At 71.2% G+C, this 19644-nt stretch carries 18 protein-coding genes; 12 read left to right on the plus strand and 6 right to left on the minus strand.

Features of this window, described 5'->3' with window-relative positions:
- Positions 1 to 8: 8 nt before the first annotated feature.
- From ACMCNK_RS34845 to ACMCNK_RS34860, 4 genes are all read left to right on the plus strand, one after another.
- Entirely contained in the window at positions 9 to 341 is a 333-nt protein-coding gene (locus ACMCNK_RS34845; protein ID WP_412740584.1) for a hypothetical protein, read from the plus strand.
- A 1-nt stretch (position 342) separates the two neighbouring features.
- Positions 343 to 465, plus strand: a complete 123-nt coding sequence (locus ACMCNK_RS34850) for a hypothetical protein (protein WP_412740585.1) — start codon at positions 343 to 345, stop codon at positions 463 to 465.
- Positions 466 to 783: 318 nt separating this feature from the next.
- On the plus strand, positions 784 to 1662 hold the full coding sequence (locus ACMCNK_RS34855; protein WP_412740586.1) for a hypothetical protein: 879 nt from the start codon (positions 784 to 786) through the stop codon (positions 1660 to 1662).
- On the plus strand, positions 1659 to 1940 hold the full coding sequence (locus tag ACMCNK_RS34860) for a hypothetical protein (protein WP_412740587.1): 282 nt from the start codon (positions 1659 to 1661) through the stop codon (positions 1938 to 1940). Before ACMCNK_RS34855 ends, ACMCNK_RS34860 begins: the two co-directional genes overlap by 4 nt.
- Positions 1941 to 2039: 99 nt before the next feature.
- Here the strand turns inward: ACMCNK_RS34860 and ACMCNK_RS34865 are convergent, their stop codons facing one another.
- The 5 genes from ACMCNK_RS34865 to ACMCNK_RS34885 all read right to left on the minus strand — a co-directional run bounded on the left by ACMCNK_RS34865 (position 2040) and on the right by ACMCNK_RS34885 (position 6044).
- Positions 2040 to 2747 carry a S26 family signal peptidase gene (locus tag ACMCNK_RS34865; RefSeq protein WP_412740588.1) on the minus strand — a complete coding sequence of 236 codons (708 nt, stop codon included), beginning with the start codon at positions 2745 to 2747 and terminating at the stop codon, positions 2040 to 2042.
- Complete coding sequence (locus ACMCNK_RS34870) at positions 2744 to 4597, minus strand: ABC transporter ATP-binding protein (RefSeq protein ID WP_412740589.1); 1854 nt, start codon at positions 4595 to 4597, stop codon at positions 2744 to 2746. The genes ACMCNK_RS34865 and ACMCNK_RS34870 overlap by 4 nt, the downstream gene beginning before the upstream one ends.
- Positions 4594 to 5139: a TlpA disulfide reductase family protein gene (locus tag ACMCNK_RS34875; RefSeq protein ID WP_412740590.1), complete on the minus strand. Its 546-nt coding sequence runs from the start codon at positions 5137 to 5139 to the stop codon at positions 4594 to 4596. The genes ACMCNK_RS34870 and ACMCNK_RS34875 overlap by 4 nt, the downstream gene beginning before the upstream one ends.
- Positions 5039 to 5740, minus strand: a complete 702-nt coding sequence (locus ACMCNK_RS34880) for a MauE/DoxX family redox-associated membrane protein (protein WP_412740591.1) — start codon at positions 5738 to 5740, stop codon at positions 5039 to 5041. The genes ACMCNK_RS34875 and ACMCNK_RS34880 overlap by 101 nt, the downstream gene beginning before the upstream one ends.
- Before the next feature lie 142 nt (positions 5741 to 5882).
- Positions 5883 to 6044, minus strand: a complete 162-nt coding sequence (locus tag ACMCNK_RS34885) for a hypothetical protein (protein WP_412740592.1) — start codon at positions 6042 to 6044, stop codon at positions 5883 to 5885.
- A 221-nt stretch (positions 6045 to 6265) separates the two neighbouring features.
- Between ACMCNK_RS34885 and ACMCNK_RS34890 the strand changes: the two genes are divergently transcribed.
- The 8 genes from ACMCNK_RS34890 (at position 6266) to ACMCNK_RS34925 (ending at position 18518) form a co-directional block, all read left to right on the plus strand.
- Positions 6266 to 9301: a BTAD domain-containing putative transcriptional regulator gene (locus ACMCNK_RS34890; protein ID WP_412740593.1), complete on the plus strand. Its 3036-nt coding sequence runs from the start codon at positions 6266 to 6268 to the stop codon at positions 9299 to 9301.
- A gap of 499 nt (positions 9302 to 9800) precedes the next feature.
- Entirely contained in the window at positions 9801 to 10574 is a 774-nt protein-coding gene (locus ACMCNK_RS34895) for a glycosyltransferase family 2 protein (protein WP_412740594.1), read from the plus strand.
- Positions 10571 to 11719 carry a glycosyltransferase family 4 protein gene (locus ACMCNK_RS34900; RefSeq protein ID WP_412740595.1) on the plus strand — a complete coding sequence of 383 codons (1149 nt, stop codon included), beginning with the start codon at positions 10571 to 10573 and terminating at the stop codon, positions 11717 to 11719. The genes ACMCNK_RS34895 and ACMCNK_RS34900 overlap by 4 nt, the downstream gene beginning before the upstream one ends.
- Positions 11719 to 12834 carry a glycosyltransferase family 4 protein gene (locus ACMCNK_RS34905; protein WP_412740596.1) on the plus strand — a complete coding sequence of 372 codons (1116 nt, stop codon included), beginning with the start codon at positions 11719 to 11721 and terminating at the stop codon, positions 12832 to 12834. The genes ACMCNK_RS34900 and ACMCNK_RS34905 overlap by 1 nt, the downstream gene beginning before the upstream one ends.
- A complete protein-coding gene (locus tag ACMCNK_RS34910; RefSeq protein ID WP_412740597.1) occupies positions 12831 to 15194 on the plus strand; it encodes a hypothetical protein in 2364 nt (787 codons plus the stop codon). Before ACMCNK_RS34905 ends, ACMCNK_RS34910 begins: the two co-directional genes overlap by 4 nt.
- Positions 15191 to 16459 carry a lipopolysaccharide biosynthesis protein gene (locus ACMCNK_RS34915; protein WP_412740598.1) on the plus strand — a complete coding sequence of 423 codons (1269 nt, stop codon included), beginning with the start codon at positions 15191 to 15193 and terminating at the stop codon, positions 16457 to 16459. Before ACMCNK_RS34910 ends, ACMCNK_RS34915 begins: the two co-directional genes overlap by 4 nt.
- Positions 16456 to 17610, plus strand: a complete 1155-nt coding sequence (locus tag ACMCNK_RS34920; RefSeq protein ID WP_412740599.1) for a glycosyltransferase family 4 protein — start codon at positions 16456 to 16458, stop codon at positions 17608 to 17610. The genes ACMCNK_RS34915 and ACMCNK_RS34920 overlap by 4 nt, the downstream gene beginning before the upstream one ends.
- On the plus strand, positions 17607 to 18518 hold the full coding sequence (locus tag ACMCNK_RS34925; protein ID WP_412740600.1) for a polysaccharide deacetylase family protein: 912 nt from the start codon (positions 17607 to 17609) through the stop codon (positions 18516 to 18518). The genes ACMCNK_RS34920 and ACMCNK_RS34925 overlap by 4 nt, the downstream gene beginning before the upstream one ends.
- On the opposite strand, the gene ACMCNK_RS34930 is transcribed toward ACMCNK_RS34925, so the two are convergent.
- Positions 18519 to 19619, minus strand: a complete 1101-nt coding sequence (locus ACMCNK_RS34930; RefSeq protein ID WP_412741080.1) for a glycosyltransferase family 4 protein — start codon at positions 19617 to 19619, stop codon at positions 18519 to 18521.
- Positions 19620 to 19644 lie beyond the last annotated feature (25 nt).

The following is a 19644-nucleotide window of genomic DNA, read 5'->3' on the forward strand; positions in this document are numbered from 1 at the left end:
AGGCAGAGATGGCAAACGAGAATCGGCTAGATCCGGTCGAGATCCTGGCCCGTGTTGGTGGAACTCTGCCGGGTATCGGCGGTAGCGAAAGAGCGTTTCAGGTTCTTTTAGATAAGATCCGCAAGGCGGGTTGGGAGACGGCGGAATCGAGCTACCGCGACAATCCTGATTCCACTGAGTGTGGGTCGGTTTTGATTGAAGGAATCAAATATGTCGTCCATTATGGGCCGCGGGTGCGCCGAGACCTGATCGATGACTCGGCGGGAGAACTTAGTCAGCGACCGATCCTGGGGTATGCCGCTTGGGTAGAGCCCAGCCTCAGCGACTACAGTCTCGAATAGAGTGGTCCGCCGAGAATTCAACATCACATGCTACGGCCAGGTCCTCGGCGGAGGTCTCACCATCAGCGACGAGTCGACCGACGTCCGCTTCATCGACCCGGCCGAGTTCGACCAGATCCCCTAGCCACTCGCTCAGGTCGAAGTTCGAGTCACAGTAGTCGTCAAACTTGGCCCGCTACTCCAGGCGACGCGAATTTCCGGCTCCTGCGCCAGGTGATGATCGGATGCACCGCACGAGCTCCGGCGCCTCATCGCCGCACTGCTCGTCTGCCGCCTCCAGTGCAAACACGTCTGCTGGCGGTCACCCCGGCGCCAAGCCCGCCGCAGCCATTACAACGCCACGGCTACCCATTCCGCGACCTCCAGTACCAGGTGGATCGGCCTGCCTCGCACGGGCTGGACATACGGTGTAGGTTCCTTCTGTCCGCATAGGGAGGTATCGATGCCAAAGTGGCTTCTCCGCTCATTTGTCATTGTTGTAACTGGACTGAGTCTTTCTGCGGTGACAGCGACTCCTGCACTGGCCACTGAATCCGACCCACGGTCGCCGACGCCGGCGCTGACCGCCACTCAACCGCCGGTCGCCGAGGTGCAACCCGCCGAAAGATCCCTGGCCAACGCCAACGCGGCCACCGCCACAGAATTGGCGCCGCTGGCTCCGGCGCTGCCTCCCGGAGTCAGCACGAAGACGTGGTCGATAGAACAGTTCATCGAACTCTTCGAGCGGAAATATGGCCGGCCGATGACCGCGGAGGAACGGACCGCCCTGGCGCGGGGCTGCATCGGTGTCACCACGGTCAACCTGGAACGCGGGAACATCAACCCGCCGCTCGACATGTCCTTCGGCACGTTCGAGACCTCCCGGAACGTCCAGAACGCCATCAACGACATCCTGGCGACCAACCCGACCCGCTCTCAGTTCGTCGCGGCCGTGGCACAACACCCGCTGCTGAGGCAGATCGACAACGTGACTGCCTCGCTGCCCGGCGGGCCGACCTCCCAGTGGACCGCGGTCGTCTTCTCGAAGCGCTTCTACTCCAAGCAGGACCCGTCGTGGACGGATGAGCAGGCCGAACGGGCGTTCCGCCCAGACCCGGCAACCGATCAGGTCGACATGACCGAGTACCGCTACCGGGCGAAGCCGGGATACGTCAACTTCGACTACGGTTGGCTGGATGAAGGCAGCGGAAACTGGTGGCACGCAAACCACGCAGAACCGGGGATGAAGGTGTACCAGAGCACTCTGCGGCACTACTCCCGCCCGTTGCTGGATTTCGACCGCCAGGTGTTCACGGTGACGTTCGCGCGAGTTCACCCGTGACCATCGACCATCTCGTGGGCCAGCGCGTGACGTTGCGCGGCACTGCGGGCGATGCGGCCTTGGGCGCGGTGTTGGTGGTCGACGAAAGCACGCCGGTGTACATCGAGAGCCGAGCCGGTTGGGGCACGTTGGCCGGCCTGACGGTCGAGATCACCGGCGAGCTCGTCCGGGTGGAGATCGCCCCGCTGCGCCCGGGGGAGCCGGCGAGCCACGGTGCGCCGGGCCGCCAATACGTCCTTCGGAACTGCACGCCACCGCGCCCACCCCACAATGAATGAGGCCCGCGCGACGTATTCGGCGGGGCGCGACGGCGGCCAGCGTGGAACCGCGACCGATCAAGTGCCATCACCCACGGCAAACGACAATCCGGACCGGCGTCAGTCCGATCCCGCCGCGCGGACGAATCCCTCCCCGCGAACGATGTGCGGAGGCACCGGCACTCGGGACGCGGGGCCGACGAGGACACCCAGGACCCGCTCGACCGGGAAGTATCCGGTCTGCCTGGAGTCGACGCTCGCCTGAGGATTGTCGCCGAGCAGGATCACCTTGCCGGGTGGGACCCGGTCTCCAGGAATGTCTGTCAGCGCGGGGAATCGGTCCCGTGGTACCGGATCACCGGGCGCCGCGGCCACGCGTTTGATGAGCCACCACCGTGCGGATATCTCGGCCGCCCCGACGGTGGGGCCGGGCGGCTCCGCGGGCCGTCCGTGCCGCGGCTGCTCGATCACCACCACCTGCCCGCGTACCGGGGTCTGGTGGCGCCGCACCAGCACCCGGTCGCCTTCCTGGAACATCGGCTCCATGCTGTGGCCGCGTACCGTTACCATCACCAGCCTCCGGGACAGCAGCGCGGACATCAGCGCGGCGAGGCTCACCAGCACAGCCGGGACGCCGCATGCGACCGCCGGCCGGGGCGCGCCGGAGGCCCAGGACACCGCCGCGGCGATCCACAGCAGGGCCGCGCCGAGCGGCGCCACCACCCGCCGAACCGCCCGGCGAGGCCGCAGCGCACCGAGGTCGGCATCGGACGGTCCCGGCAACCGGACGCCGCCCGGGGACGAGCGCGCCGCCGTACGGTCGGTCATGGCGTCGCCGCCGGTTGCGGGCAGGGCAACGTCGCGGCCCGCTCGCCGTGGTAGCCAGCCGCCTGCAACGCGAACAGCCGGGCGTATTCGCCGCCGGCGGCCAGCAACGCACGGTGATCGCCCTGCTCGGCGATCCGGCCGTCGCGCAGCACCACGATGAGGTCGGCGTCGCGTACGGCGCCGAGGCGATGCGAGATCAGCAGGCTCGTCTCGCCGTGGCGGTGCCGTTTCAGCGAGGCGTGTATCTCGCTCTCCGCCTCGGCGTCCAGGCCGGCGGACGGCTCGTCGAGAATCATCAGGTCGCGGCGCTCGCGCAGCAGCGCACGGGCCAGCGCCAGGCGCTGCCACTGCCCGCCGGACAGCATCACTCCCGTCACCGGGTCGTCCTTCTCGGACTCCATGAGGAACATCCGTGACAGCAGCGTGTCGTAGCCGTACGGAAGGGCCGACAGCATGGGGTGCACACCGGCCCGTTCCGCGGCTGCCTCGATGCGCCTGCGGTCGTCCAGCGCGTCCAGGTCGCCCAGGGCGATGTTCTCCGCCGCGGTCAGGTCGTAGTGCATGTAGTCCTGGAACACCGCGCCGATGCGCCCGCGCAGTTCGGCCACGTCCACCTCCCGCAGGTCTGCCCCGTCCCACGTGATGGAGCCGCGGGTCGGATCGTAGAACCGGCACAGCAGCTTCACCAGCGTCGATTTGCCCGCGCCGTTGAGCCCGACCAGCGCAACCGACTGGCCGTGCGGGATGCGCAGGTCGACTCCGCGCAGCACCCACGGATGCTCGTCCGAGTACCGGAACCACACGTCGCGCAGTTCGATGGCCGCGCGCAACGGGGCCAGCGGACGTGGGCGCGCCGGAACCCGCAGATCGGAACCGGCCGTGGTCACGTCGATGTAGTGGTCGAAAAGAAGCAGCGCCTGATGCACGCCGGCCAACGATCCGGTCAGGGCCGACACCCCGCCCTGGACGCCGGCGATCGCGGCGATGAACATCGTCACGTCGCCGATCGACAAGGCATTGCTTCCCGCCCCCGTCACCGCCCAGAGCAGGCCGGCGCCCGCCACCAGCGCAGCCAGCAGGCCCAGGCCGGTCTGGACCATCGCTTCCCGACCGTCCACGGCCCGTTTCGCGGCGTTGGCGGTGCGTCGCTCGGACAGCATCCGGGCCCGCAGAAAACCGCCGATGCCGAACAGCCGTACCTCGGTGGCGGCCTCGACGCTGGTGAGTAGGTCGCTGTAGAAGATCTCCCGGCGCTCCACCGGCGCGATCCGCCAGAACATCCGGGCCCGCCGGCGGGACAAGGCCAGTTCGGCGGCCATCGTCGGCACCCCGGCTCCCAGCACCAGTGTGGCAAGCGCCGGGCTGATCAGCAGCAATGCGCCGAGGTAGCCGGTGATGGTGATCGCGGCCTGCGCCGTGGTGAGTGCGCCCTCGAGGACCCGGCCGACCGTCGTGCGGCCCGCCTGCTCGGCCAGGCGCAGCCGGTCCAGGAAGCGCGGATTCTCGAACCTCGCCAGTCCGAGGAAACGCTCCACCGCCGCGAACAGGCGATCCTGGGCCAACAGCCCGACCTCGCGTTCGAGATGGGCCTGCAGGTACCGGGTCAGGTGCGGCAACGCGGCGCCCAGCACGCCCGCCAGGACCAGACCGGCGCCCGGTCCGGCCAGGGTCCCGGTCCCACCGACCAGTGAGTCCAGCAGCATCTTCATCAGCCAGGCCGCGGCTACAGGCAGGAGCCCGGCCAGCATCGTGAGCGTGGCGAACGCCGCCAGCGCACCCGGCGCGGCGGTGACGCCGAGCCGGCCGGCCGCCCCGAGCCGGCGTACCAGCGACCGGCGCGGCGTGTTCATGCCGCGACGGTGGCCGGTGCATCGAGCCGGACCTGGTTGTCGGACACCACCAGCCGCTCGTCGTTGTTCCGCGCGATCCGCAGGATCGTGGGGAACGCCTGCGCCTGGAACGCGCTCGCCAGCGCTCCACCCGGCGGCTCGACTACGACCCGGGCCACGGGGCTGAGTTCAGTGACGAACGCGTCCGCGGTCGCGGCTTCACCCACCACGACTGCCAGCACCTGCTCGCGACCGCCGGGTTCGGTCCGCGCGTACGCCACGAACGTCGGCATTTTCGCCTTGCACGGCTCGCACGTGGGGGAGAAGAACGCCACGAGGGTCTCGCCGGACAACCGCTGCGGGCTCAACGGTTGACCATCCACCGTGCGGGCGGAGAATGCGCCGACCTCCGCACCGACCCCCAGCGTCGACGGGCCGACCGGGCCTCCCGCGGCCAGCAGTTCAGTATGTTCGCGCAGCCGTTTGACGACGCCGAGGGTCAGCACCAGATCCAGCGCGCACAGCGCGCCCACCACCATCACGGCCACGATCACGAACGACATCCGAAAGCTCCTTCTGGTTCGGCTTCTGGCTCGACACGCCTGCTGACCGGGGGCCGCTCGGCCCCCGCGCGAAGCCGGTGTCAAGCGGTTGGAACAGCGCGAGGATCCCGTCGAGCGCGGCGATGAGACCGCCGGCCAAGGCTCCGGCCGCCGCACCGAGCACCACCCACTCCGGGCGCATCGTGGTGCTGGCCGGCGGGCCGGCCACTACGCCGGAGAGCGCCAGGCCGGCGAGGACGGTGTTGCGCACCACGTGCCGGGGGCCGAGCGGGATGACCGACGCGCCGAAGCAGCGGCACGGGGCACGCACGCCGCGGCGCAGCGCGAGCACGATGGCCACCGCCAGGCCTGTCAACATGGCTGTGGCCAGCATCGAACCGGCCACGGTGAACCGCGGCAGCCAGAGCAGGACCAGCACCGCGAACTCGGCGGCGATCGTGCCCAGCGCTGCCGGCCGGACCAGCGGGGACGGCAGCAGCCGCAGGGCGTGCACCGACTCGACGAAGGCCGCGAACCCGGCCCTCGTGGCCACCTTGCCGACGACGGCGGCCAGGAACACCACCGTGATGAGGCAGCGTACGGCGATCGCGAAACACTGCACCGAACATTCCTCCTCGGATCAGATCCGCTCGTGCGCCGACGGTGTGTGCGGTGCGTGAGCACAGGGGACACCGCCCGGACCGGATGCCGGGGCGACACGCCCGGTCGGCCGGTGTCCCCTGTCGATGACGTGCGACGGAAGGTCAGCCGCAGTACAGCTTCGCGGTGCAGCCGTCCACGCTGCACGGCTTGCCCTTGCACTGCCAGCAGCTGTCCCAGTGCTTCCAACCGCACGCCGCCGCATCGATCTGCGGCACGAACCGGCTGAGGATCCTGCTCCCCAGCGCTTCGAGCTTGCCGAACATGGTTACCTCCTGGTTTGCCTTCGACCGGGCCCGATCGGGCGCCGGTCGCCGTACCCACGAGAGTCGGTCTCCGACGGCCCGTGTGCACCCAAGCCTGCGGGTCGTACCTGGTCGGCCGTCTTACGAAAACCTTGCTGCGCTTTGGACAAACCGGCAGGATCCTTGAAACGATCATGCTGATGTGGCGCTTGAGCCGCCGCCATGACGCTTTGGGGGGAAGCGTGATCAGCGTTCGGCTGCTCGGACCGGTGGAGTTACAGGTGTCCGGTCAGGTGATGAACCTGGGGCCGCCGAAGCGGCGGGCGGTGTTCGCCGCCCTGGCGGTGGACGCTGGCCGGCCGGTGTCCACCGGCACGCTGGTGGACCGGGTCTGGGACGAGGCGCCACCGGCCGAGGCGCGCAACGCGCTGTACGCCCACATCCTGCACATCAGGCGGGTGCTGGCCGCAGCCACGAAAGCCGGCGGCACGACCGTCCAGCTGACCCGCTGCGCCGGCGGGTACCGGGTGGACATCGACCGGGACACCGTCGACCTGCACCGGTTCCGTCGCCTCGCCGAGCAGGCCCACCACAGTCGGCCGTCAGACGACGAGCGGGTGGTGGCGCTGCGCGAGGCACTCGGATTGTGGCGCGGTACCCCGCTGGCCGGTCTCCCCGGTTCGTGGGCGGCCCGGGTCCGGGAGGGCTGCCGGCAGCAGCATGTGGATGCGCTGCTGGCCTTGGCCCGGGCCGAACTGCGGCTGGGCAACCACGAAACGGTCATCACCCAGCTGACCGACGTGCTGCCCGACTATCCCACCGTGGAACCGCTGACCGTGACGCTCATGCGCGCCCTGCACACCGCTGGGCGCACCCCGGAGGCGCTGGACCACTACCTCGGGATCCGGCAACGGCTGGTCGACGGGCTGGGCGTCGAACCCGGGCCGGAGCTGCAAGCCCTGCACCAGGCACTGCTGCGCGGCGAACCGGTGGAGCAGCACGACCGGCGCCCACCTGCGGGCCCTGCGCCGGAGGAACCCGTGCCCGGGCGGACCGCTCCCGCGATGCTTCCCCTGGACGTGTCCTGCTTTGCCGGCCGTGCGGACGAGCTGGCCCGCCTCGACGCGGTGCTGGCCGGAGCCGACCGGCCGTCCACCACACCGGCAATCTGCGTCATTTCGGGAACAGCCGGCGTGGGCAAGACGGCGTTCGCGGTGCACGTGGCCCATCGCGTCGCGGACAGGTATCCGGACGGGCAGCTTTTCGTCGAGTTACGTGGTGCCCATTCGCGACCGGCCGAACCGTACGATGTGCTCGGCTCGTTTCTGCGGGTCCTCGGCGTGCCCCCGCTGGCCATTCCGGAGGGACTCGATGAGCGGGCGATGGTCTACCGCTCGTTGACCGCCCGCCGCCGCGTGCTGGTGCTGTTGGACGACGCGGCCGACGAGGGCCAGGTGCGGCCCCTGCTGCCCGCGTCCCCCACGTGTGCCGTCGTCGTGACCAGCCGCGAGCGGCTGGCCGGCCTCGCGGGGCACCGGGTCTCGCTGGGCGTGTTGCCGCGCCACGAGGCGCTGGCGCTGCTCGGCAGCGGCGTCGGGGCCGAGCGGGTGGCGGCCGAGCCGGACGCCGCTGACGCCATCGTCACGGTCTGCGGCCGGCTGCCGCTGGCGGTACACATCGCTGCGGCCCGGCTGGTCGTGCGGCCGGACTGGCGGCTGGCCCGGCTCGCCCAACGCCTGCATGACCAGCGCGGCCGGCTCGACGAGCTGGCCGCCGGAGATCTCGCCGTGCGCACCAGCCTGAGCCTGAGCTACCAGGGCCTCGACGAACCGCGCGCTGAGGCCTTTTGCGGACTGGGCCTGCTGGACCTGGAAAGCTTCCCCGCTTGGGTGGCCGCCGCGCTTCTCGGCATCGAGGTGGACGACGCTGAACGCGTCGTGGAAAGCCTCGTCGACGTGCACCTGCTGGAGACCGTCGGGGAGTCGCGGTACCAGTTCCACGACCTCGTCCGCCTGTACGCCCGGGAGCAGGCCGAGAAACAGGCCGGCGCCGTGCCGCGCGACACCGCGGTACGGCGCGCCGCGTCCGCATATCTGGACCTCGCCCGCCGGTGCGGCGGGGCGCTCGGTAGCGACTTCCTGGGCCTGGTCGAGCACCCGAGCCGCCGCTGGGCGCTGCCGGAGCACGCCGCGACCGCCCTGACCGCAGACCCTCTGGCATGGTTCGACGGCGAGCGCACGGCGGCCGGCTCCGTCGTCGACCAGGCGATCAGCCATGGCGAACCCGAGCTGGCCGGCGAGCTGGCGGCCGCCCTCGCGACCCTGTTCGAGGCACGCAACTGCTTCGACGACTGGCGGCGCACCCACGAACGGGCTCTTGCCGCTCTGCGCGCAGACGGCGGCCGGCACACCATTACGGCTGCACTGCTGCGCAACCTGGGTGAGCTGCACACCATCCAGGACCGGTACGACCTCGCCGCGACCTACTTCGAGGAGGCGTTGACCGAGGCGGACGAGCCGGCCTACCGCGCGGCCGCGATCGCCGGACTCGGCTACGTGAGCCGCCTGCTGGGCCGGTACGACCGCGCGTTGTCCTGCTTCGAGCAGGGCCGGCTGCTCGCCGAGAAACTGGACAACCCGCGCGGCGTCGCGTACGCCGTCAACGGGTGCGGCACCGTGTACCTGGAGCGCGGGACCCTTTCGATCGCCCGGCTGTGCTTCGAGGAGTCCCTGGCCCGCAGCACCGCCATCGACCACCTGCCCGGCGTGGCCACCGCACTGCGCGGCCTCGGCCACGTGCATCGCCTGGGCGGGCAGGGCGGGGTGGCGGCCGGCTACTACGAACGTGCCCGCAGCGTCGCCCACCAGCTCGACAACGTCCTGTTCGACGCGCACGCCGCCGAATGGCTTGCCGACGTCTGGCTCGACCAGGGGCGGCAGGACGACGCGCAGCAGCTGCTGGCGTGGTGCCTGTCGATCTTCCGGTCCCTGGGGAACCGGTTCGGCGAGGCGTCGACACTGCGTACCCTGGCCCGGGTCCACCTGGCCGGTTGGGAGCTCGACCAGGCGCGGGAGTGCGCGCTGACCGCCCTGGCAACCTGGCGCCGGATCCAGTCGCCCTACTGGTCTGCCGACACCTTGGACGTGCTGGCCGAGGTGCACGAACAAGGCGGCGACCGGACGGCGGCCGCCGAGGCGCGGCTCGAGGCACAGACCTCGCGAACCGCATGCGGCATCACCGTGAACCCACGTCTCGTGCACCGCTCCGCCGTGCGGTAGGACAGACCTTGCGGCTGTTGCTGGAGGTGATGGGCCTGGCGCTCACCCGACCGGGCCGGCAAGGTGAGGCTGCTGAGCGCTGGCATGACGCCGCACACGAGGTGCGAAATTATTGCAATACACATTGATTTCTTTGATCTCGTTTGGCCGCGAGACCAGCGGAATTCACCTGTAGGACGCCTGGCGAACATCGATTGAAGAACAGGCACGCGAAATCCTCCGTTCGGCCGGGATGGACACCCCGTTGGCGCACGTGGAGGTCGGCTGCCGGTATGCATTGTGGAGAGTTTCGTGATCGGCAACCCTCCATGCGCTGACAAATACCAGCCGCGTCCCTAGGGTCTTTCCTCGTGAGCCTGCGATCCATCGTGGACATCGTCCGCCGGCACTGTGCCGGGAATGTTTCGGGCGCGTTGCGCCTGGCGGCGACGGAGCTGTCCCGTGGCTCGCGCACACCTTACTGACCCATGACATAGGAGAACGCATGTCTAGCGTCTCGGTGGTCATTCCCGCCCTGGACGAGGAGGAGAACATCGCGGCCACGCTGGCGGCAATCCCCGTCCGGCGGCTCAACCAGCTCGGCTACCAGGTGGAGATGCTGGTCGTGGACAACGGGTCCGTCGACCGCACCTCGGAGATCGCCAGTGAGCACGGCGCCCGCGTCCTGGTGCAGCCGGTTCGCGGCTACGGCAACGCGTACAAGGCGGGCTTCGCCAACAGTACCGGCGACATCATCGCAACCGGCGACGCCGATCTGACCTATCCCTTCGAGATCCTGCCGGATGCCCTGGAACTGATGGCCCGAGAGAAGATCGACTTCTTGTCGACCAATAGGCTGCACAATGTCGATCCGAGGGCCATGTCCCCGTCACATATCTGGGCCAACCGCGCCTTGACCGGTCTGTGTCGAGTTGTCCACGACAAGCTGCCATTTCGCGATTCACAATCAGGGATGTGGATTTTCCGGCGGTACGTGTGGAACCGCTCCCGCGTCCTCTCCGGCGGCATGCCGTTCTCGCAGGAGATCAAGCTGGCGGCATTCCGAAATGGTTTCACATGCCGCGAGATCCCTATCGAATACCGGCCCCGCGGGGGACAGAAGAAATTGCGGGCCGTACGCGACGGCGCGCTGGTGGCCGGCCACATCGTGGGCCGCAGGCTGAGCGCGGGCTGGAGCCGACCGGAGGTGCACCGCACCCCGCCGCGGACGGGCCTGATCCCGGCGCAGCCCGTCCGGCCGACCGAGGACTACGCGGGCCGGGCCGAGGCTTGAGGGGCGCACCACCGCGGGTCGCGCTGGTCTACGACGCCGTCTATCCCTTTCAGAAGGGCGGCGGGGAGCGACGGTTCCACGAGATCGGCCGCCACCTCCGCGGCGTCGAACTGTACGGCATGCGGGGCTGGCCCGGCGGCGGCCGATCCACCATGGTGGACGGCGTGCCAGTCCACGGCCTCTGCCGCGCCCGCCCCCTGTACACGCGGCAGGGCCGCCGCTCCATCCCGCAGGCGGTGATCTTCGGGCTGGCCTGCCTCAAGCTGCTGTGGAAACGGTTCGACGTCATCGATTGCTGCGGGTTCCCCTATTTCTCGCTGTTCACCTGCCGGTTCGTGGCCACACTGCGGCGCAAGCCGCTCATCTCCACGTGGCACGAGGTCTGGGGGCTCGCGTACTGGCGCACGTACCTGGGCCGGTTGGGCGCGGTGGGCTGGGCGGTGGAGCGGCTCGCGGCCCGGCTGCCGGACGAGGTCATCACGGTGTCCGCGACGACGGCCCGGCGGTTGCGCGACGAACTGGGCTATCGCGGGCCGATCCACGTGGTGCCCAACGGCTTCGACCCGGTGGCGGTCGGGCGGGCCGGCCGGGCCGAGCCGGACGCGGAGGTCGTGTTCATCGGCCGGCTCATCGCCGAGAAGCGGGTCGACCTGCTCATCGACGCGATGGCGCGGCTCGCCGCCGACGGCGTGACGGTGCGCTGCCGCATCGTCGGCGACGGTCCGGAACGGTCGGCGCTGACCGCGCGTACGGCCCGGCACGACCTCGCCGACCGGGTGATGTTCACCGGCACCCTGGCGGGCGGCGACGAGGTCCTGGCGACGATCAAGGCGGCGCGGGTGCTCGTGCTGCCGAGCACACGGGAAGGGTTCGGCATGGTGGTGCTCGAGGCGAACGCGTGCGGCGTCCCGGTCATCACCGTGCGGCATCCCGGCAACGCCGCAGCGGAGCTCATCGAGGAGGACGTGACCGGCTGGGTGGTCGAGCCGACCGTCGACGCGGTCGCCGCCGCGATCCGGCGCGCGGTCGAGATGCCGGGCGACGCGGACCGCATCGCCGCGTATGTCGGCCGTTATGCCTGGCCGGCCGTGGTCGCCGGGCACGGCCTCGAAGCCGTCTACGCCCCGGCGGCGGTGCGGGCCTGATGGAGATCGTGCAAGTCGTGGGCCTCTACCCGCCGCACCTCGGCGGGCAGGAGGTCGTCGTCGAACAGCTCGCCGCCCGGCAGGCGGAGTCGCACCAGGTGACGGTCTACACCTCCAACCTCGGCGCGGCCGGCATGCCTGCCGAGGAACGACACGACACCGCTGCCGGGGGCCTGCGGGTCGTCCGGCAGCGCAGCGCCCTGATCGCCAACGTCCCGGTGATGCCCGGGTTGCTCGGCCGGCTCCTGCGGCACCGGCCCAAGCCGGACGTGCTGCACGTGCACACCGGTCAGGCGATGCTGCTGGAGATCGCCAGGGTGGCGGCGAGGCTGCGCGGCATCCGGTACGTGGCCCATCAGCACCTGGTGCTGCGGCCGTCCACGCCGCTCGGGCGCGTGTTCATGCCCGCGTACCAGCGGCTGCTGTACGCGCGCAGCCTGCGCCGCGCGCACCGGGTCATCTGCCTGACCACCGCCATGCGCGACGCCACCGTGCACACGTACGGCGTTGATCCGGCCCGCATCGCGGTCATCCCCAACGGCGTCGATCCGGCCCGCGCCTGCGGTGAGCCGGTGGAACGCCGCCCCGACGAATTGCTGTTCATCGGCCGGCTCACCTCGCAGAAGAACGTGGGATTACTGCTGGCCGCGGTCGGCGTGCTGCGCGACCGGGGCCGTGCCGTTCGGGTACGGATCGTCGGTGACGGCGAGGACCGGACCCGGCTGGAGGCGTACACGCGGCAGTTGCACCTGCCCGCAGTCGTGTTCGAGGGCCGGATGGACGCGGACGCGGTGTGCCGGGCGTACCGGCGGGCCACCGCGCTGGTCATGCCGTCGACCCACGAGGGCATGCCGCTCGTGCTGCTCGAGGCCATGGCCAGCGGCACGCCGGTGGTGGCCACCGCACTGCGGGAGATCCGCGAGGTCGGCGGCGACGCGGTGCTGACGGTCGCGGACTCCGGCCCGGCCGCCTTCGCCGACGCGCTGGCCGCGGTCCTCGACGACACGGCGCTGCGGCAGCGCCTGGCCGAGGCCGGCCCGGTGCGGGCCGCCGCATTCGGCTGGCCGGCCATCGCCCGCACGGTCGACGCGCTGTACCGGGAGGTGCTCGGATGACCGCGTACGCCCCGGCACGCCACCGGGCCGCTGTCCCGGCGCCGGTCCCGCGGACGGGCACGCGTCCCGGCGCCGGGCAGTGGTGGCCGCTCGCCGCGGTGGCCGTGGTCAACGTCGTCATCGTGGTCGGTGTCCTCAGCCCGATCCGGGCCGTGGTGGTCTTCCCGCTGGTGATCCTGCTGCCCGGCCACCTCACGCGGCGCCTGGCCCGGATCCACCGGCCGTCGGGGCCGGACCGGCTGCTGCACACGGTCGCGTTCGGAGTGCTGTGGCTGATCGGTATCAGCTTCCTGCTCGGCCTGCTCGGCGCGCTGCGCCCGGTGTGGTGCCTGGCCGCGTTCGACGCCGTCACGCTCACGCTGGGTGTGGCGACGGTGCTGCGGGACGGCACCGCGGGCGCCCGTCCGCGCTTGCCCCGGCGTCCCGTTCGACCGCTGGAGGCGACCGCCGTCGTGCTCGCCGCGCTCGCTGTGGTGCTGGCGGCCACCGGGGCCCGGCAGCTCACGGCCGGCGGGTCGTACGCGCTCACGGCGGCGGGCTTCACGATCGGCACCCTGGCGGTCGTGCTGCTGGTGATCGCGGCCGGCGTACGCGCGCACCGCGACGTGCTGCCCGCCGCCGCCGCGGTGGTCTACCTGCTCGGGCTCGCGATGCTGCTGGCCACGTCGCTGCGCGGCGTCGGGGTCACCGGGCACGACATCAAACCGGAGTTCCGCGTCTTCCAGGACACCCTCACCAGTGGGCAGTGGCATCCCGACGTGGTGCTCGCCGACTACAACGCCTGCCTGAGCATCACGACTCTGCCGACACTGCTGCACCACCTGCTCGGCATCGCTCCGCTGGACGTGTTCCGGGTCGGCAACCAGGTACTCTTCGCGCTCGTCCCGGTCGCGGTGCTGCTGGTCGCGCGCACGCTGCTGCCGATGGCAACCGCGACGCTCGCCGCGGTGCTGTACGTGGCGTTCCCGACGTTCGTCAACGACATGCCGATGCTGAACCGGCAGGAGATTGCGCTGCTGTTCTTCGCCGTCGCCGTGCTGACGCTGGTGGACGGGCGCAGCTCCCGGCGGCAGCGCACCACGATCTTCGCCGCGATGGTGGCCGGGATGACCGTTTCGCACTACAGCACGACGTACGTGGCCGGCGGCGTCCTGTTCGTCGCGTGGCTGCTGGCCGCCGCGGTCAGGCTGATCCGCCGCCCGGAGTCACCGATCAGGGCCCGGCTGAGGGCTTACGCGTCCCCGCTCGTCCAGCCGCGCGGCGGCAACGGGCCGAGCCTGCTCACGTGGCGCGCGGTGGCCATCGTGGTGGCCTGCGCCGCGGTGTGGAGCCTGACCAGCGGCAGCGGCGCCGGCCTGGTCGGCACCGTACGGGACACCGTGGCCGCCGTGGCGTCGGCCGGCGGGACCGAGTCGGACGCGGTCGGCTACAGCTTCCTGCGCAGCGGTCCGCCGGTCTCCGACCGGCAGGCGCTCGGCGAGTTCACGACCACCCACGGTTCCCAGCCGGATGCGACCGAGCAGGCCGGGATCGCCGCGACCTGCCCCGTCGTCCTCGAACCCGAACCCGTGCTCACCCGTACGCCGGCCGGCACCGCCCTGGCCGAGGCGGGTCTGCCGCCGGCGGCGGTGAACCGATGGTGGCGGCAACTGACCGTCGTGCTGTACGAGGGCGGCGCGCTCGTCGGCCTGGTCCTGCTGTGGCTGTTCAGCCGGCGCGACGGCGGTCCCGCCCGCATACTGGCGATCATCGGCGCGGGCATGCTGACCGCGCTGGCCGGCACGGTTGTGCTTCCCCAGATCTCGGTGGACTACGGGCTGCTGCGGTTGTTCCAGCAGTCCCTGGTCGTCCTGGCGCCCGCGGTGATGCTCGCGGTCGCCGCGGGTGCGCGCCCGCTGGGTCCGCGCGCCGCCGCGGTGGTGGGCGCGTTCGTGGTCACCGGGTGCCTGATCAGCACGTCGGGGCTGGTACCCAGGCTCACCGGGGACTTCCCGGCGCAGCTCAACCTCGCCAACACCGGCGCCTATCACCGGGCTTACCTCACCGGCGAGGACGACCTCGCGACCGCTCGCTGGGTCGGCGACCACCTGCCGGCGGGCGCGCTGCTGTCCGCCGACAGTGCCGACTTTCGCACCCTGCGCGCCACCACCCGGCTCTACCCGCTTGAGGGCGTCGCCCCGGGCATGGTCCCCGACGCGGCGTATCTGCAGGTCAGCACGGTTGGCCCGGACCGCGCCGAGGCGGTGGCGATCACCCGCGACCGGATCCTGACGTACACGTTCCGGCTCTCCTGCGTCACCCGCGGCCGCCCGCTGCTGTTCCAGACCGGCAGCCATCGCGTGTACGGGCCGGCCTCGTGACCGCGGGCATCATCGGCACCCGGGTCCGGGCCCTGCGCCGCGACACGCTGGTCCGCAACTCCATGCTGCTGCTGGTGTCCACGGTGGTGGTCGCCGCCGGGGGATTCGTGTTCTGGCAGATTGCGGCGCGGCTGTTCAGCCCGGCCGACGTGGGCCGCACGAGCGCACTGATCACGGCGTCGGCGCTGATCGCCAACCTGGCGCTGCTGGGCATGCAGAACTCGGTGATCCGCTTCCTGCACGACTGGGAGGACCGGGCGGCCACCGTGAACAGCGCGGTGACGGTGGTCGCGCTCGCGTCGGTGGCCGGCGCCGTGGTGTTCGTCGCCGGCGTGGACTGGTTCGCGCCCGAGCTGGCCGTGCTGCACCGGCCGGGAAACGCCGTGCTGTTCGTGGTCTTCACCGCGTCGCTGGCGCTGACCCTGCTCAACGACAACGTCCTCATCGCCTTGCAACGCAGCGGCCACGTCGCCGGCCGCAACACGGCGACCGTGGCGTTGCGGCTGATCCTGCCGTTCGGGTGTGTAGGGCTGGGCGCTTTCGGGCTGTTCACCGCGTACCAGAGCGCGGCGACGCTCGCGCTCGTCGTCTACCTGGTACTGCTGCACCGCGAACTCGGCCTGCCGACGCGGCTGCGGCTGGACACCGCCCGCATCGCCACGATGTGGCGCTACTCCGCGGGCAACTACGTGGCGACCGTGTTGCTGCTGCTGCCCGCGCTGGTCATGCCCAACCTCATCACGCACAGTCTCGGACCGGAGCGGGCCGCGTACTACTACATCGCCTCGCTGATCGCCGGCGTGCTCACGTTCGTCCCGCAGGCGACCGCCCGCAGTCTGTTCGCGCACGCCTCCGCCGACCCCGGCCGGCTGCCCGGGTCGCTGCGCCGGGTCGTGGTGCTCACCGCCGCGGTCCAGATCCCCGCCCTGCTCGTGATCGTCGGCGCGGGGCCGTTCGTGCTGCGCCTCTTCGGCCCGGACTATGCGCAGGCGTATCCGTTACTGGTGGTTCTGGCCGTCGGGGCGGCGCTGGCGTCGGTCAGCTTCGTCGGTAGCACGCTGATGCTCATCGCCGGACGGATGCGGGTGATGTGTGCGCTGACCGGCCTGGCCGCGTTGATCAGCGTCGGGGGTGCGTACCTGTTCGGCGGCCACGGTCTGCTGTGGATCGGCGCCTTCCTGCTCGCCGGCGAGCTGGTGCAATGCGTCACGTACACCCCGATCATCGCGAGGATGGTCCGGGCCCGCGCGGAGGATCCCCGATGAACGAACGGCTGCGTGTCTGCCTGCTGCACAACCAGGTGGCGCCGTACCGGCTGCCGGTCTTCGCCGAGCTTGATCGGCACGCCGACGTGGAGGTGCTGTTCTGCCGCGAACGCGGCGACGGGCGCCGCTGGGACACGACCACGGACGGGTACGGTTTCCGTCACGCGGTGCTGCGGTCCCGACGGCTGGGGCCGTTCGTGCGCAACCCCGGCCTGTTACGCCGCCTGCTGCGCGAACGCCACGACGTCTACCTGGTCGGCGACTTCCCGGAGACGATGCCGGCCACGTTCACCGCCGTGCTGGTCGCCAAGCTGCGCCGCAGGCCGGTGGTGCTGTGGTCCGAGACGCTCGACAACAAGGCGAACCACTACGAGTCCATGGTGGTCTCCCGCGGGGTGCCGGCCCGCGCCGCCCGGGCGCTGCTCACCGCGGCGGTCACCGCATACCGGCGGGTCCTGCTGCGCCAGCCGGTCCGCTTTGTCGCGCTTAGCGAGGCGGCGCGGCTGTTCCTCGTCGGTGAAGGGGTGCCCGCCGAGCGGATCGACACCGGCATCCAAGTGCAGCCGGCGCGGCTTCTGGCCGCGCCTGTCACCCGTAAGGGTGATGGTCCGTTCGCGGGCTGCCGCATGATTCTGTCGATGTGCTACCTGAACCCGACGAAGGGCGTCGATGCTCTGATCACTGCGTTCCGGGGGCTCACCGACCCGGACCTGAGGCTTGTCGTGGCCGGTAGCGGCCCGGCTGAGCCGGGACTGCGCGCCCTGGCCGCCGGCGATCACCGGATCAGCTTCCCCGGGCACGTCTCCGGCGTCGCGCACGCCGACCTGTTCGCCTGGGCGGACGTGTTCGTGCTGCCCACGCTGGTGGATTGTTGGGGCCTGGTGGTGAACGAGGCACTGCACCACGGCGTACCGGTCGTCACCACCACGGCGGCCGGCGCGCGTGAGCTCGTCGCCGACGGGCGCGCCGGGCTGCTCGTGCCACCCGGCGACAGCGACGCGTTGCGGACGGCGCTGGCCAGGCTGCTCGCCGACCCGGCGCAGCGGACCCGGATGGCCGCGGCGGCCCGCGGGCGCAGCGACGTCACCGATCCCGCGGTGGGCGCGGCCCCGCTGGTCGCCGCGTTGCGCAAGGTGAGTGAGCTGCGGTGAGCATCGCGGCCGGGACGACCCGGGTGACGATGACCTTCGACTACGAGGGCTCGTGGGGCATGCCGCACGACGTGCCGTACGACCTGACCGGCACCACCGGGCGGCTGCTGGAGCTGCTGGACCGGCACGCCGCCCGGGCCGTGTTCTTCACGGTCGGGCAGCTGGCGGAGCAGCACCCCGAGCTCGTCGCCGAGATCTACGGTCGCGGTCACGAGGTGGGCCTGCACGGGTACGCCCACGAGCACATGCACCGCCTCCCGCCGCACGAGGTGGCGGTGCTGCGTGAACGGCTGCGCGCCGCCGCGCACGCCGTACGGGAACACACCGGCGATCTGCCGGTCGGCTTTCGCATGCCGTACCTGATGGGCCCGGACTTCTACCGCCCGGACCTGTACGCGATGTTGCGCGCCGACGGCTACCGGTGGATCAGCAACCGGGAGATTCGCCAGCCGGAGGAGCTCTTCCGTCCGGACCGGATCGGCCGCGGCATGCAGATACTGGACCGCCCGGCGGTCCGCGGTGGCCTGCTGCTCGGCCTGAACGTGCCGCTGATCGTGCGGGAACGGCCGACCGGCGGGCGGCGCCCGCTCGACGGGGCCCGGTGGCTGCTGCGCCGCCAGCAGCCGTTCCGGCGCGCGGAGGGACTTGTCGAATACCCGCTGACCTCGCCGCTCGACTGCGATCTGCTCGGGTACCCGCGGCCCGCCGAGCCGAGCGCCGAGGCCGACATCGACTACGCGGTACAAGTCCTGACGTCCATGTACGACCGCGCCGCCGGCCACTTCACCCTGAACCTGCATGACTGGATCATCGGCACGCATCGGCGGATCGAGGTGCTGGACCGCGTCCTCGCGCACATCACGGCCAGCGGCGCAGCGGTGTTCCACCTGCCCGGCCGGGCGAGCTGATCACAGCTCGCCCAGTACGGCCGTCATCCGCGCGATCTGCGTCGGCCAGGTGTAGCGGCTCTGGACCAGGCGGCGTCCGGCCTCGCCCAGCTCGCTCGCCAGCTCGTCCTCGGTGGCGATGCGGTGCAGCGCCGCCGCCAGGGCGTCCGCGTCACCCGGTGCGACGAGCAGGCCGGTGCGGCCGTCGTCGACCAGCGACGGGATCGGCCCGATCGCGGACGCCACTACGGGTACGCCCTGCGCCCACGCGTCCAGCAGCACGGTCGGGAACGCGTCGTTCGCGGTGACCGGGCAGGCGACCAGCGCGCGGGCGCCGCGCAGCAACCGGTCGCGTTCGGCCGGGGCCACGTACCCGGCGAACCGGGTCCCGTCCGCCAGCCCCAGCTCGGCGACGCGGCGTTCGTAGCGGGGCCGGTCGTCGCCGTCGCCCATCACCGTGAGCGCGGGCGCGCTGCCGAACCGGGCGCGGCAGGCGGCCAAGGCGTCGAGCAGCAGGTCGAGGCCCTTCCAGGAGTGGGCGGCGCGCAGGCTGGCGACGAACGCGAGGCCCTGGCCCGCGCCGGAGCGTGGTTCCCCGACCGCCGGTACGGCGTTGGACACCACCCGGGTCTTGGCCGACCACCGCCCCAGCGCCCGCTGCACGTACGGCGAGACGGCGACGATCCGGTCGGCGCGCCGGAAGGTCAGCCGCTGGGCGAGCCCGTACCCGCGCGTGACGGCCGCGAGCAGCGGCGCGGCGGGCTTCTCCAGCGTCGCGGCGTGCCAGGTGACCACGAACGGGCGGCGCCCGGCGACGAGCGCCACGGCGTCCACCATGAACACGACCGGGGCGTGCGCGTTCAGCACATCGGGGTCCTCCGTGGCGATGATCCGGCGCAGCCACCACGGCCAGCGCGGGTCGACCGGCGTGTTCGACAACGTCCGCCAGATGGGCAGCCGGTAGATCGTCAGCCCGTCGTCGCGCTCGCGGCGCACCCGTGCGACATTGTCGCCGCAGACCACCACCACGTTGTGTCCCTCGCCGGCCAGGCCGGTCGCCAGGTGCTCGACATAGGTCTCGAGGCCACCGGTGCGGGGCCGGAAGTACGGCGACGCGAGCATGATCTTCACGAGTTCTCAGCTCCGG

This window comes from Krasilnikovia sp. MM14-A1259, assembly GCF_047159535.1.
Lineage (GTDB): Bacteria > Actinomycetota > Actinomycetes > Mycobacteriales > Micromonosporaceae > Actinoplanes.

Bases quoted from the DNA above. Each gene is read 5' to 3' on its own strand.
- ACMCNK_RS34885 (WP_412740592.1), bottom strand. From the start codon at position 6,044: ATGTTCGGCAAGCTCGAAGCGCTGGGGAGCAGGATCCTCAGCCGGTTC.
- ACMCNK_RS34870 (WP_412740589.1), bottom strand. From the start codon at position 4,597: ATGAACACGCCGCGCCGGTCGCTGGTACGCCGGCTCGGGGCGGCCGGC.
- ACMCNK_RS34865 (WP_412740588.1), bottom strand. From the start codon at position 2,747: ATGACCGACCGTACGGCGGCGCGCTCGTCCCCGGGCGGCGTCCGGTTG.
- ACMCNK_RS34910 (WP_412740597.1), top strand. From the start codon at position 12,831: ATGACCGCGTACGCCCCGGCACGCCACCGGGCCGCTGTCCCGGCGCCG.
- ACMCNK_RS34930 (WP_412741080.1), bottom strand. From the start codon at position 19,619: ATGCTCGCGTCGCCGTACTTCCGGCCCCGCACCGGTGGCCTCGAGACC.
- ACMCNK_RS34875 (WP_412740590.1), bottom strand. From the start codon at position 5,139: ATGTCGTTCGTGATCGTGGCCGTGATGGTGGTGGGCGCGCTGTGCGCG.
- ACMCNK_RS34905 (WP_412740596.1), top strand. From the start codon at position 11,719: ATGGAGATCGTGCAAGTCGTGGGCCTCTACCCGCCGCACCTCGGCGGG.
- ACMCNK_RS34845 (WP_412740584.1), top strand. From the start codon at position 9: ATGGCAAACGAGAATCGGCTAGATCCGGTCGAGATCCTGGCCCGTGTT.
- ACMCNK_RS34855 (WP_412740586.1), top strand. From the start codon at position 784: ATGCCAAAGTGGCTTCTCCGCTCATTTGTCATTGTTGTAACTGGACTG.
- ACMCNK_RS34920 (WP_412740599.1), top strand. From the start codon at position 16,456: ATGAACGAACGGCTGCGTGTCTGCCTGCTGCACAACCAGGTGGCGCCG.